This is a genomic window from Thalassorhabdus alkalitolerans, assembly GCF_042656525.1.
Classification (GTDB): domain Bacteria; phylum Bacillota; class Bacilli; order Bacillales; family Marinococcaceae; genus Thalassorhabdus; species Thalassorhabdus alkalitolerans.
This window is the reverse complement of record NZ_JBHSOZ010000003.1, coordinates 187,866-200,486: the sequence shown is the minus strand read 5'-3', so window position 1 is coordinate 200,486 and position 12,621 is coordinate 187,866. Positions and strand designations below refer to the sequence as shown.

Genomic DNA, 12,621 nt, shown 5'->3' with positions numbered 1-12,621 from the left:
GATTGTGCTTCAGCTCTTAGTAAGCAGAAGGGATGTTCTTCTTCTTCCTCCTGGATCTCTTGATCATTAACCCCAAAAGAAGAAGTGGCCCATTTCTGCGTGATCCGTCCCTATTGTTTTGTTTCTTTGTCCTTTGCACGAAGGAGCTGAATCCCAAACATGGAATTGGTTTTTATTACAGCCACACTTTTTGAATCGTGAAAAAGAAAAAAAGTACATGGAAACATTGCTTGTGTAAATCATATAAAGGAGATGACAGTGGACGAAGAAAAGGAAGGGTGCTATGGAGGGCAAGTATATAAAAGTGAACAATGTCTCTGTTTATGTTGAAGAATACATGCCAAAAAGCTATGGAAAAGATACTCCTGACGTATGTTTAATCCACGGCCTCGTGTCTTCAGTTCACAGCTTTAAGCCTGTTATCCCGAAGCTTGCTGAATTTGCACGTGTGATTGCATTGGATCTTCCCGGCTTTGGCAAAAGTGAAAAAGGGACCGGTTACCTTTATTCGTATGAAAATTATGCAGCTACAATCGCTGAATTAATGGAAATTCTCTCGGTGAAGAAAATAACCGCGGTGGGACACTCGATGGGAGGACAAATCTGCCTCTATCTGGCTAAGTATTACCCAGACCTTATTTCGGAGCTGGTGCTGATGGCTCCTTCCAGTTATGTAGGCCGGTCTTCAATTAGGCTGCGCCTGGCTACTTATCTGCCTCTTGCCCCCTTATGCGCCCGCTTTCTCATTAACCGTTCAGATTTACGAAATATTTTTAAAAGTGTAGTGTATGATGAAAAGCATGCGGACGATGAAAGCTATCAAATATATGTGGCCCCTTTTAAGGACAAGGCCTTCTACCAGTCCCTTATTGGTTTAATACGCCACCGGGAAGGGGATTTGAAAGATGAAGACCTTTTTGGTATTGCTCATCACACTCTTCTTCTATGGGGAGAGAATGATCAAGTAGTTCCTTTATCTATAGGTGAACGTCTATCTACCCAACTGACTCAGGCCAGGTTTATTACTTATCCCAAAACAGGGCATCTCCTCCCAAAAGAGCAGCCAGAAAAAACTCTGACTGAGATGATAAATTTTTTAGAAGAGAGAGGACGTTTTCAAAGGTTGCCTAAGAAAGAAATCTAGAATACGATGAGAGGAGAGGTGAGAAAGATGAACATTGATGCAAAAAATTTATCCAGGAAAGAAAATTATAAGCTGTTAATCTCCAGTATTCTCCCGAGGCCCATAGCATTTATTACAACCGAGGGAAAGGATGGGACAATTAATGCCGCTCCTTTCAGCTTTTTTAATGTTATTACAGCGGAACCTCCATTAGTCGGTGTGTCAGTTGGACGAAAACCTGATGGTTCATTTAAAGATACTGCGAGAAACATTCTTGAAGCAAATAATCAATTTGTTATCCATATTGTGGATGAAACCTTAATTGAACAGGTTAATCAAAGTGCAGCCAATTATCCAGCGAATGTCAGCGAGGTGGAAGAAACAGGATTGACATTAATAAAAAGCGAAAAAGTAACGGTTCCTGTGATTAAAGAAGCGAAAGTGGCGTTGGAATGTACCCTCCATCAGCATATGGAACTTGGGGGGAAACAAGATGAGCCGCGGTGTGATTTTATTATTGGAGAAGTGGTTTCCTATCGGGTAAGTGATTCTCTCTATAAAGAAGGAAATATTCAAACGGAATTGCTGGCTCCTGTCAGCAGGCTTGGCGGGGTGGACTATGGACTGCTTGGAGAGATTATATCCAAGCCGCGGCCAACCTAATAAAAGCGGGCTCATCCTCGATTGAGCCGGCTTTTTGTACGAGAAAGGTTTACGTAGAATGCTCCTGATTTTTTATAATAAGATGAGCCATGATATAATAAACATTGAGAGATGTGGTAACGGATAGAAAAGGTGATAAAAAATGGATGCATTAGATATCGTTCTACATAAAGACAAGGCTCTTCCTTATTTTCAGCCAGTGATAGGAGCCGATAAACAGGATGTCATTGGTTATGAAGTGGTCGGCAGGTTCAAAAATGAAGAAGAAATCATCAGTTTAGGCTCTTTTTTCCAAGATCAGTCGGTTCCTGAAGAGTATAGGCTGGAAATGGATGAATATATTCAGGATCAGGCCATTCAGAAATATATTGACGAGGAGCAGGATGGGTATCTTTTTTTAAATGTGGATGCCAACCTGTTAGTGGGGGATGGAGCCGACCAATTTATTTCCAGGCTTAGAGCACGAGAGGAAAATGAGGATTTTGATATGACCAGGGTGGTTCTCATCATTACTGAACATGATTTTCATGGTGAGGTATCTCACCTTAAATATTTTATTCAATACGTGCAAAGTGTCGGAATAAAAGTGGCGATTGATGATGTGGAAAAAAGCGGCACCCACCTGGACCGCATTGCTTATTTGCGTCCGAATATTATTAAGGTGAATATGGACCTCATTGATGATGGGTCCTTTCCTGATGTCTATCGGGAAGTTCTTCACTCGTTATCCATGCTTTCAAGAAAGATAGGTGCTGCTCTCTTGTTTAAGAGAATCAGCACATTTAACCAGTTAAACTATGCCTGGCGTCACGGGGCTCGTTATTATCAAGGTTCATATTTGGAAAAAGACCTTTCTGACTTCGTTGATCCATTTAAATATAAAGAAAGCCTTAAAAAGGATTTCCACCACTTTCTTGATTTTGAAAGAAAAAAAATTAAGGCTCAGCTTACTTTGAGTGAAAAATTAAACATACGTCTTCAAGAAGCACTGCATGATCTTAAAGACCAAAAGGATTACGACCATATTGCCCAAGTCGTAGCAAAGCGACTTGATGACCTTTGTTTTCGGGTATATATATGTAATGAAGATGGATTCCAGCAATCTGGAAATGCTGTAAAAGTAGAAGGAACATGGGAGTACCATCCGGAAGATAAATCAAAAAACTGGAGCTGGCGCCCTTACTTTCTGGAAAACATTATTCGTATGAATTATGAAGGGAGAGGCTTTTTGTCTGATTTGTATACAGACATCCATAAGGATGAACTCATCAGAACATATTCTTCGCCAATTAATGAGCAGATGTATGTCTTCATTGACATCCCTTATTCCTATTTATTTGAACAAGACTTTTTATTGTAAGATTGTACCCACCCCCTTAATGGGGGTCTTTATTTTCTACAACGTTTTGGCCAAAGATTGAAAAGGAGAGAAAAACTATGCGCAGGCAGACACTTCCCCTTATGGGCTACTTGTTTTTTGCTTACTCAGCCCTAACCGTCTTGGTCAGTTATCTTCCTGTATATTTTCAAAATGAAGGCTGGTCACAAAGTCAAATCGGCTGGCTGATTGCTATCGGGCCCCTGGCAGCTGTGTTTGCCCAGCCTTTCTGGGGGTACATGAGCGACAAGTGGAAAACGATCAAGAAAATACTTATAATCTGCCTTAGTTCAGGCGCCGTAGTCAGCGTCTTCTTTTTTCAGATAACTGAATTCTATGCTCTGTTCATTTTTGGCTTTATGCTCTTTATTTTTGTGGCGCCAACTACGGCTCTTGGAGACAGCTTGACTCAGAAAACAGCAATGCAGCAGGGCTTGAGCTTCGGGCGAATACGTATGTGGGGTTCTCTTGGATTCGCCTTTACCTCACTGGTCAGTGGTTTCTTTTTAGAGCGCGTAGGGGTCTCTTATTTATACGTTCCCTTTTTGCTTTTTACTCTTCTTGCCCTCTCAATGGCATGGCTGGTCACAGATGCTAAGCCTGCGAATAAACCGGTTACTATCGTTTATGCTCTTCAGTTTGGAGTGAAACCAAGAGTACTGTTTTTTCTGGGAATGATTTTTTTTATTTCGGTAGGACACCGGGCAAATGACAGTTTTTTAGGGTTGTTTATTGTAGAACTTGGCGGAGCGGAGTCTTTGATTGGAATGGCGTGGTTTGTGGGGGTTGTTTCTGAGGCAGTCGTCTTTTTTCTATCTTACTTATGGTTCCGCAGATTTCACCCGCTCTTTTTTATTTTAATTGCTGGTTTGCTGTATGCCTTTCGCTGGTTTATGATGGCAGGAATGGATGATCCAAGTCATGTTCTTTGGCTTCAGGTTCTTCACGGTATTACTTTTGGAGGGATGTATTTTTCAGCTCTTCAGTATATCTCTAAGCTAGTGCCCGAAGAACTACAGGCTACAGGGCATTTACTTTTTATCACTACATTTTTTGGATTGTCAGGTGTTATAGGATCGCTAGGCGGGGGATGGATGATGGAACATTACGGAGGAGAAGGACTGTATACTCTCCTTGGCGTTTTTGCGGTTACCGGCGTCCTCTTCCTTTTCATTTATTCGTTACGTCTTAAAATTGCATTAAGAGAAACCTAGAGTATAAAGTAGACTGACAATTTTTAATTCGTTACACTTAGATAAGGAACCCTAGACCGATATTGCAGGTGATAGGAAATGAGAACATGGAAGTCTGCTCTGTTGACCAAACAGGAAATTCAAACTTTGATGAAGCAAAGTAGCTTTAACAAGCAAATGCTCCAGGAAATAGGGGAGGAACTTGCTGAACAATGGAAAGCAGCCGGTGATATTGAAAACTCAAAAAAAGCAGAACGACTCCTTTTAAAGATGAAGGAGAATAAATGGAAAGTGGCCTTTTGCGGGCACTTTTCTGCAGGAAAGTCGACTATGATTAATCATCTTCTAGGAAAAGATCTTCTGCCTTCACACCCTATCCCCACAAGTGCAAATATTGTTGAAATTAAAAAAGGAAACCATGAGGCAAGGATTACATTCAAAGAAAAATCTCCAGTCTTGTTAGAAGATCCAACTGATCTTCAGACCATAAAGGAGTATTGCAAAGACGGTGATGAAGTTACGGAAGTCTCTATTGCTACTCCGACCACCAGCATTCCTGCAAATGTCATCATTATGGATACGCCAGGAATTGATTCAACAGATAAAGCACATCGCCTGGCAGCGGAAGCAAAGCTTGATGAAGCTGATTTAATCCTGTATTTGATGGATTATCACCATGTTGAATCCAAAGAGAATATGGCATTTATCAAAGAGTTGAATGAACGGTATATGTACCCTGTAGCAGTGATTAGTCAAATCGACAAACATAATGAAGCAGAACTTTCTTTTAAGTCATTTAAAAAGAAGGTCGCAAGTACGTTAGCAAGACAATCACTTGCCACAAGTGGCACGTTTTTTATATCTTCCTTTTCACCTGAGCTGGAAATAAATGAGTGGAAGCTTTTACAGGAAGAGCTGTCTTCGAGAGTAACAAATAAGGAAAAAGATATTACTCAAACGGCAGCTTTAGGCTTTTATCGATTATTAGAAAAACATATAGCCTGGGAACAATCCAACGCAGAAGAAAAGGAAGGGTTGACCTTTACATGGGAAAAAGGCGTTTCTTCCTTTTCGCTTAATAAAGAGCTTGAAAAAATGGAGGAAAGAATGAAAGCTCTTCCTTTGTTGGAGGACGAAATGGAAAGGGAGCTCTTAAGGGCCTTTGACCATATTTTTTCTAATGCCAAACTGACTCCCTATCACACTCGGAATGCTGCGCGAAGCTATCTTGAATCACGACAGGGAAGCTTTAAAGTGCGAGGCCTTTTTTCAAGGAGAAAGACAAAAAGTGAACAAAAGGAACGTCTGGAGGCTTTGACTCATTCCGTACAGGAAAATGTAAGGGCTTATATTGAGATCCATCTTAAGCAAAAATTACAGGACCTTCTTCGTGTGTACAGGATAGACGATATTGACATCGAACAGGAGATCCAAAACATTGATGTTCCAATAACCTCTGAAGTCATTCGCAAAGCAGAACGAAAAGGTGCCTTATTTACTCAGGATTATGTGCTGACCTACTGCAGATTGTTAGTATCAGAAGTCCGTTTACTATTTAAAGAAGCTCTTCACCCGGTAATTGGGAGAATGAAGCTGAACCTTGAAGAGCAAAAGAAAAAAGAACAGGAGTCATTAAAGCGGCAAATAGTGATTACAGAAGAAAAGCGGAGAATGGCAGCGAAAGCAGAAGAATATCAAACAGCTTGGAGGAAGAGGATTACAAGCTACATTGACCGTGTATCTGATATTACTGAGGAAGAAAAAGAAGCAGAGAAACCATCTGAAACTGCATTTAAAATAAATGCAAAAGAACAAAGAAAAGGTTTTTCCGTCAATATAGGGAGCATGGCAGAGCATGATGATTCACGCTCTCGTCTTTCTGAGGCTCCCGGAAATCTCAGTGAACAACTCCTATGGATAGAAGAGGGAGCTGGCATAATATCTGCTTTTGAAGGCCTGACATTGGTAAGAAAAAGGCTTTTAGAACGCCTTGAAAGGCTTAAAGAGGATTCATTTCAAGTGGCACTGTTTGGGGCCTTCAGTGCTGGAAAATCTTCCTTTGCCAATACCCTTCTTGGCGGGGAGTATCTCCCGGTCTCGCCTAACCCAACAACGGCCAGCGTCAACCATATCATGTCTCCTGATGATAAAAATAAGAATGGCACAGTACGCATTACGTATAAAACAGAAAAAGACTTGCTAAACGATCTTAACGATATTCTAGTATTTAGTGAAACTTCAGTGAGTTCCGTTTCTGAGTTTCTGTCTTTGTGGCAAAAACGAGAGAGGATGCTGCAAAGAGCGAAGCAGCAGGCGGAGATAGAGAAAGACGAGCGCCACGAGAAAGAGGAAGAGAAATGGGAAGATCCTTTTACCTATTTAGACGGTGACCGGCTCGCGCAGCTTTCCCTCTTTGCTCACGGCTATGGAACCTATAAAGGAAACCTGGGAGAAGAGAAGAAAACAGACCTTGTGACATTTCAAAAAGCAGCGGCTGAGGAAGAGCACGCTATGTTTATAGCTGAAACCTATTTCTATCTTTCATGCCCTCTCACAAACAGCGGGGTGACACTGACTGATACTCCAGGAGCAAGCTCTGTTTATCAAAGGCATACGGCTACGGCTTTTGAATATATGAAAAATGCAGACGCTCTGTTATTTTTAACCTACTATAATCATGCTTTTTCAAAAGCTGATGAAGAGTTTCTCATTCAATTAGGAAGAATAAAGGAATTTTTCCGTTACGACAAAATGTTTTTTATCGTAAATGCAAGTGATCTTGCTTCAAGTGAGGATGAACTTACGTCTGTTTTAAAGCATGTAGAAGATGAGCTCATAACTTTTGGAATTCGACGTCCGAGAATACTGCCGGTTTCAAGTAAAAGCGGACTGTTGGGAGTCAAAGCAAAGTCAGGGGAGTTAAGTTCAGACGAGGAAAAATGGCTGGATGCTCATTATCCATCTGTTGCTAAAGAGCAACTTCTTCACTATGCCGGCATAGAAGAATTTTGGCATCAATTCCACGGATTCAGGCAACAGGTCATGAATGAAACTCTTATCAAAGAATGCTGGGATGATATAAAGTTTGCCAAAGATAGCCTTTTACGTCTTAGAGGCGAAGCTTTTGAAACAGTAAAGCAAAGAAAAGAAACCCTGCTCATGTACCAGAAGAACTCAGAGGAAACAATAGGAAAAATAAGAAATATGGAGACCGATGTATATGAAAAGCAACTTGCTCAAGAAATAGAGGAACTTTTGTTTTATGTGAAACAGAGGGTGTTTTATCGGTACTTTGATGAATTTAAAAAAACATTTACACCTCTTCAGTTTTCTGATGAAGAAGATTTTAAAAGACGACTCAGACAGCTGGTCAACGAGTTCTTACGTTTCTTTTCTCATGATTTAACACAAGAAATCAGGGCAACGTATATCCGCCTGGAACGCTTTCTAAATGGACAAATAAAAAAAGCCGAAGCCCATATTCAGAAAATAGGTGAGAGAATTGAGCCGATGCTTTCAGGTGGGGACACGAAGACAGAGATCCCTTCTTATCCTGTAGCAAAGGGACTTACGGTAGATGGAAAAACAGTACTCTCCCTTTATGAAGGATATACGAGCTCCCACGAGTTTTTTATTGAAAAAGGAAATGTGGAATTTAAAGACAAGCTCGAAATTGCTCTTCGTCCGTGGGTCGATGACTTCATTGAAGACTGGAAAAAGACAATGATCAAAGAGCTCCTTCCTTTTTTACGAGGAAAAATCCAGGGTATCAAAGATGAAAAAATAAAGGAATTAGATTTCCTGGCTAACGATAAAGTGAAACAGCTGGAAAAGCCTGTTCGGACAATAAACATAGAGGATGCCATTGAGAACCTTACTGTCATCCAAAATAGAGAATTGGATGCGAGTGTTGTTAGTGATGGCAGATTGTGATACGGTGAAAGAAGTAGATGGAAACCCTTGCTAACGAAAATCTGCTTTATAAGGATATGGTTATTTGAATAAGCGACTAAATGTTTTTTTAGATGATGTACGTCAATGTCCAGAGGAGCATGTGTTAGCGAAAACGGCTGATGACTGTATTGAGCTTATAAGGGAAGGAAATCCAATCACTCACCTTTCACTTGACCATGACTTGGGAAGTAAGGAGAAAAACGGCTACGCAGTGGTATTGCATATGATTGAACAAGGTGTGTATGCACAACGAATTACGATTCATTCAGCTAACGCGAGTGAAGGAAAAAAAATGTACAAGCGACTTTTGGAGGCCCAGAAAGACGGCAATATGCCCCGTGAGATAAAAGTGGTTCACAGACCTTTACCGTTATAGATCATATTTTAAAGTGAGTTGCTGATAGAGCAATTCACTTTTTTTAATAAGGAAAAGATAGCAGAGCAATCGTTTTTTACGGACAAGCAAAGGGGTATGATAAAAAGCACGCTGTAATAATAGAAAGGTGAGGTGAAAGTATGCGTATTACAGATAGAGGAAAAAAAGCGGTCTTTGAGAGCATTGTCACTACGCAAGCTTCTATTTATCTTACGGGAAAAGAAACTCATGGCTGACAAGGCACAATTGAGTACGAACTTGTCCTGGAAGGTCAAGAGCAAAACAATGAGGAAGCAGAGTCCATCAACATTACCATTGATGAGAGATTTGCAAGTAGGGTAGGACCTGATCCTGTTCTCGATAAACATCCTTCATTAGGGTGGATGTTGAAAAACAAAAATGAAACAGTTGCGTATGGGATTCCGTTGACAAAAAATAAAGAAAGCAAGGAATAAATCCTTGCTTTCTTTTCTATTATCGTTGTACATAGGATAGCATTATACCGGTTATGATCTTTTAATAAATAACTCGGACATTTGTCTGACAAGAGGCTGTACCTGGTGAACAGTCTGCATTACTGTATTCATTGTCGTCATTGTTTTTTGCAGGTCAAGATTTCCTTGATCATTTACAAACCCGTTCATCACCGCGGATAATGGAGAGTTTCTTCTAGGACCTCCATGAAGCGGAGCTCCTCCCGGGAAAGGATAGGGCTGTTGCATTGCATATGGATGATACTGCCCTCTTGGCGTATGAGGGGAGGAATAAGGATGGTGTGGTTGAACAGGGAAAGGTGGTTCAGCATAAGGAAGTTTACGATTCATATTTTTTCACTCCTCTGAACTTCTGGCTGCCAATATCTACTGGCGTCTGTTTTAGTTTATGTTTGTTACTTTCTAGTAGGGTGGGCATATACCCGATACTTTTGGAAAAAGGAGGAGATGTCTTGTTCATCTCTGATACTCACAGTGATCCCCTATGGAAAATGTGGAAAACGAAAGATCGTAACTTTTCCAAAAGTCCTGCCTTGTCCGTTTCAGCTGAACATCTGGTACAAGGAGGTGTGAATGCCCAGGTGTTCGCACTGTTTGTGCCTGTTGCGCCTGCCGAGCATAGCCGTTTTTCTATTCTGCTTGCACAGATGGATTTGTTTTATGAAGAAGTGATTACTCACCCGTGCATCAGATGGGAGCCAGGCCAGCCGTTACATGAGATAAAAGGAAAAACACAGGCAATTCTTGCCCTTGAAGGAGCAGGTTATATAGGAGAAGATCCTGTATTATGGAGGCTGCTTAAACACTGGGGGGTGGAGATGGCAAGCCTGACCTGGAATGAAGCAAATGAACTAGGGGACGGTGTCCTTGAAGAAAGGGGAGCCGGATTAAGCTCAAAAGGAAAACATGTCGTAAAATTACACCAGGAGCTTGGGATCGTAACGGATATTTCCCACCTGAATGAGCATGGTTTCTGGGATGTGGTTGAGCACGGTGGTACCCTGATTGCAAGTCATTCTAATTCCTCGTTTGTGTGCGGACATAAACGTAACTTAACGGATCAGCAGATCCGGGCACTGATTCAGAAAAACAGTTTTATCGGACTTACTTTTTATCCCCCGTTTATTACAGAAAAGAAAATAGCTTTAGTGGAGGACTTGGCGAGCCATATTGATCACATTGGCAGCTTAGGGGGGATTGAGCACGTTGGTTTCGGGTCAGATTTTGATGGAATTGATCAGACGATTCAAGGCCTGTCATCCCCTGCTGATTATGATGCTTTGATAAATTGGCTTCTTAAGCGTTATGATGAAAATATAGTAAGAGGAATAGCCGGGGAAAACTTTGCCCGTTTTTGGAGAGACACCCGGAGGTTTTTTTAGTTTTCAAATTGGAAATATTAATCTACAATAGGGTAGTGAAAAGAGGTGAGATGAATGGAAATTACTAATGAAGCTAAATCATTTATCCAAGATGTAATGAAAGAACATTCCATGTCTAACATTCGTGTCGTATTTGCCGGAATGGGCTGAGGAGGTCCAAAATTTGGGCTGGCTCTGGATGAGCCACAGGACTCGGATGTTGTGAAGGAAATTAACGGATTAAACGTAGCCATTGAAGAGCAGATTGTCTCTCACGTGGATACGGTGACATTGGATGTAGAGGCTGATATGTCGGGTAATAAGTCACTGACTATGAAAAACAGTGCTGGCTCTGACTGCTGTTAGTCTTTAAGAAGGAAGCCTGGTTTCTTTTATGAGAAGCCGGGCTTTTTATATTGCAATGGAGGAGATTTTTGAATAAGTAATGGTGAAAAGAGGTAAGGGAAAGTAAAGAACTATAGGTAACAATTATTGGTAAGGGGGATTACTGATGAATCGTAAACCGAAAGAACTGAAAATCTTTCTTTATGATGAAATGGTGCAAAAAGATAATCGCCTGGCCAGCGCATTAGAAGAAGAAGGTAAAAAAGAGGGATTTAAACAAGAGGATATAAGGGAGGTACTCAATGATCTCGAGCAAAACGGAAGTATTACCTTTGCCGAGCAAGAAAACCCCCTGCATCCCAACAAGCATCCAGAGGATGTTATTGTCATTCAAGATGATAAACTATTCAGGGATTTCCTGCGTTAAATACAGGGATAACAAAGCTTAAGGACTGTCTTTCAAACAGGAGGTATAAGCGATGGATGTTCAGAAGGAACAATATTTGCGGGAAGCGTACAAGCTGTATAAAGACGGAAAGAACAAAAAAGGAACGTTGCAGGCAAACTCAATGACAATGGAAGACAAAAGCGACTTTCATTTTGAAAAAGGCTTTATTGAAGAGCTTGAAAGGGAAGGTCTGCTACGTATTATAACAAATAAAGAAAACCGGATAGAATTTACCATTACGGAAAAAGGATACCAATTTGTTAATGAAAACCTGTTACAATAACGGAAACATAAAAGAGGATAGCACAAAATCAACACCGTTCTTTTGAGTGGGAGATATAGAAAAAGTAACGTAGTAAAAAGGTAACCAATTTAAAGTTAATTTGGTTACCTTTTTTTATTAACTGAAAAATCTACTTGTAGAATTGTAATCTTAAAACAGTGGATCTCCATTCTATCGAGAGACAAATGGATTTCCGGTCACCCAAAATCTCCAGGGATAGTCCTTCGCTTCTCCAGAGTTTTCAATTCCGATTCTTGGTCCCTGAGAAATGTATTCCTCGTTTCGCCCCTCAGCAATATAAAGGGGCGGCTGATGAAAGGGGTGACCGTAATCGTCTTTAATAATGCCGAGAGCCTTTGTCAATTTTCCAGGGCCATTTGTCAGGTCCTTTTCCTTTTTATCACCTCGACGTTCATACATTAAATCTATCCCAAGGAGTGGTTCTACTGCCCGTATCAGTACAGCTTCTGGTTTACCGGGCTCACCACTTACCACGTTCACTAAACAGTGAGTGTGCATCACATACGTATACACATAGCCAGGAGGACCAAACATGACCTCTGTGCGTTTTGTCCTTCTATTATTAAAGCTGTGGGCCGCCCGGTCTTCAGGACCCATATACGCTTCGGTTTCTACGATATAACCGGCTGTCACGCCTTCCTTTGTTTCTTTTATAAGAATGTGTCCTAAAAGCGATTTGGCAAGTGTGAGGGTGGATTTTTGATAAAAGTCCACTGGCAAGGGGGAAAACAGCATTAAGCATCTTCCTTCTCTATTGGTGTTTATTTATCAGGGTAACATAGAGTGGATACAAAATAAGAAACGGAACCTTTTTGGTTCCGCCTGTTTTATTAAAGCTATTCATTTTCTTCAAGGTCGCCTGGTATATCTTCTTCCTCATCGGCGGGCGGCTGGTCACCACATGCCCCTAAAAATACGAGCATTGATGATATTGACAATAGGATTCCAAGTTTTTTCATCTCTATACCTCCCTTATTTCCCG

At 40.9% G+C, this 12,621-nt stretch carries 13 protein-coding genes; 10 read left to right on the top strand and 3 right to left on the bottom strand.

Features of this window, described 5'->3' with window-relative positions:
- Nucleotides 1-283 precede the first annotated feature (283 nt).
- The 6 genes from ACFPU1_RS03615 to ACFPU1_RS03590 all read left to right on the top strand — a co-directional run bounded on the left by ACFPU1_RS03615 (nt 284) and on the right by ACFPU1_RS03590 (nt 8,687).
- Nucleotides 284-1,144, top strand: coding sequence for an alpha/beta fold hydrolase (locus ACFPU1_RS03615; protein WP_385938731.1), 861 nt, complete (start codon nt 284-286; stop codon nt 1,142-1,144).
- A gap of 27 nt (nt 1,145-1,171) precedes the next feature.
- Nucleotides 1,172-1,786 (top strand): flavin reductase family protein, encoded by a 615-nt coding sequence (locus ACFPU1_RS03610; protein WP_385938728.1) that lies wholly within the window; start codon nt 1,172-1,174, stop codon nt 1,784-1,786.
- A gap of 142 nt (nt 1,787-1,928) precedes the next feature.
- Entirely contained in the window at nt 1,929-3,146 is a 1,218-nt protein-coding gene (locus ACFPU1_RS03605; RefSeq protein ID WP_385938726.1) for an EAL domain-containing protein, read from the top strand.
- Nucleotides 3,147-3,223: 77 nt separating this feature from the next.
- Nucleotides 3,224-4,378, top strand: coding sequence for an MFS transporter (locus tag ACFPU1_RS03600; protein ID WP_385938723.1), 1,155 nt, complete (start codon nt 3,224-3,226; stop codon nt 4,376-4,378).
- A 78-nt stretch (nt 4,379-4,456) separates the two neighbouring features.
- On the top strand, nt 4,457-8,290 hold the full coding sequence (locus ACFPU1_RS03595; protein WP_385938720.1) for a dynamin family protein: 3,834 nt from the start codon (nt 4,457-4,459) through the stop codon (nt 8,288-8,290).
- A 64-nt stretch (nt 8,291-8,354) separates the two neighbouring features.
- Nucleotides 8,355-8,687: a cyclic-phosphate processing receiver domain-containing protein gene (locus ACFPU1_RS03590; RefSeq protein WP_385938717.1), complete on the top strand. Its 333-nt coding sequence runs from the start codon at nt 8,355-8,357 to the stop codon at nt 8,685-8,687.
- A 506-nt stretch (nt 8,688-9,193) separates the two neighbouring features.
- On the opposite strand, the gene ACFPU1_RS03585 is transcribed toward ACFPU1_RS03590, so the two are convergent.
- On the bottom strand, nt 9,194-9,511 hold the full coding sequence (locus tag ACFPU1_RS03585; protein WP_054637021.1) for a YppG family protein: 318 nt from the start codon (nt 9,509-9,511) through the stop codon (nt 9,194-9,196).
- A gap of 122 nt (nt 9,512-9,633) precedes the next feature.
- On the opposite strand from ACFPU1_RS03585, the gene ACFPU1_RS03580 reads away from it, so the two are divergent.
- From ACFPU1_RS03580 to ACFPU1_RS03565, 4 genes are all read left to right on the top strand, one after another.
- Nucleotides 9,634-10,563 (top strand): dipeptidase, encoded by a 930-nt coding sequence (locus ACFPU1_RS03580; RefSeq protein WP_385938712.1) that lies wholly within the window; start codon nt 9,634-9,636, stop codon nt 10,561-10,563.
- Nucleotides 10,564-10,617: 54 nt separating this feature from the next.
- Complete coding sequence (locus tag ACFPU1_RS17090) at nt 10,618-10,908, top strand: iron-sulfur cluster assembly accessory protein (RefSeq protein ID WP_442857434.1); 291 nt, start codon at nt 10,618-10,620, stop codon at nt 10,906-10,908.
- Nucleotides 10,909-11,053: 145 nt separating this feature from the next.
- Nucleotides 11,054-11,314, top strand: coding sequence for a hypothetical protein (locus tag ACFPU1_RS03570; protein WP_385938709.1), 261 nt, complete (start codon nt 11,054-11,056; stop codon nt 11,312-11,314).
- A gap of 52 nt (nt 11,315-11,366) precedes the next feature.
- The gene (locus ACFPU1_RS03565) at nt 11,367-11,618 is read left to right on the top strand and encodes a hypothetical protein (RefSeq protein WP_385938706.1); all 252 of its coding nucleotides are present in this window, start codon (nt 11,367-11,369) and stop codon (nt 11,616-11,618) included.
- Nucleotides 11,619-11,789: 171 nt separating this feature from the next.
- Here the strand turns inward: ACFPU1_RS03565 and ACFPU1_RS03560 are convergent, their stop codons facing one another.
- Complete coding sequence (locus ACFPU1_RS03560; RefSeq protein WP_385938703.1) at nt 11,790-12,374, bottom strand: DNA-3-methyladenine glycosylase; 585 nt, start codon at nt 12,372-12,374, stop codon at nt 11,790-11,792.
- A gap of 101 nt (nt 12,375-12,475) precedes the next feature.
- A complete protein-coding gene (locus tag ACFPU1_RS03555; protein WP_385938700.1) occupies nt 12,476-12,598 on the bottom strand; it encodes a hypothetical protein in 123 nt (40 codons plus the stop codon).
- Nucleotides 12,599-12,621 lie beyond the last annotated feature (23 nt).

Excerpts from the sequence above, each read along its gene's own strand:
- ACFPU1_RS03605 (WP_385938726.1), top strand. The coding sequence starts at position 1,929 with ATGGATGCATTAGATATCGTTCTACATAAAGACAAGGCTCTTCCTTAT.
- ACFPU1_RS03560 (WP_385938703.1), bottom strand. The coding sequence starts at position 12,374 with ATGCTGTTTTCCCCCTTGCCAGTGGACTTTTATCAAAAATCCACCCTC.
- ACFPU1_RS03565 (WP_385938706.1), top strand. The coding sequence starts at position 11,367 with ATGGATGTTCAGAAGGAACAATATTTGCGGGAAGCGTACAAGCTGTAT.
- ACFPU1_RS03570 (WP_385938709.1), top strand. The coding sequence starts at position 11,054 with ATGAATCGTAAACCGAAAGAACTGAAAATCTTTCTTTATGATGAAATG.
- ACFPU1_RS03600 (WP_385938723.1), top strand. The coding sequence starts at position 3,224 with ATGCGCAGGCAGACACTTCCCCTTATGGGCTACTTGTTTTTTGCTTAC.
- ACFPU1_RS03555 (WP_385938700.1), bottom strand. The coding sequence starts at position 12,598 with ATGAAAAAACTTGGAATCCTATTGTCAATATCATCAATGCTCGTATTT.
- ACFPU1_RS03610 (WP_385938728.1), top strand. The coding sequence starts at position 1,172 with ATGAACATTGATGCAAAAAATTTATCCAGGAAAGAAAATTATAAGCTG.
- ACFPU1_RS03585 (WP_054637021.1), bottom strand. The coding sequence starts at position 9,511 with ATGAATCGTAAACTTCCTTATGCTGAACCACCTTTCCCTGTTCAACCA.
- ACFPU1_RS03595 (WP_385938720.1), top strand. The coding sequence starts at position 4,457 with ATGAGAACATGGAAGTCTGCTCTGTTGACCAAACAGGAAATTCAAACT.
- ACFPU1_RS03615 (WP_385938731.1), top strand. The coding sequence starts at position 284 with ATGGAGGGCAAGTATATAAAAGTGAACAATGTCTCTGTTTATGTTGAA.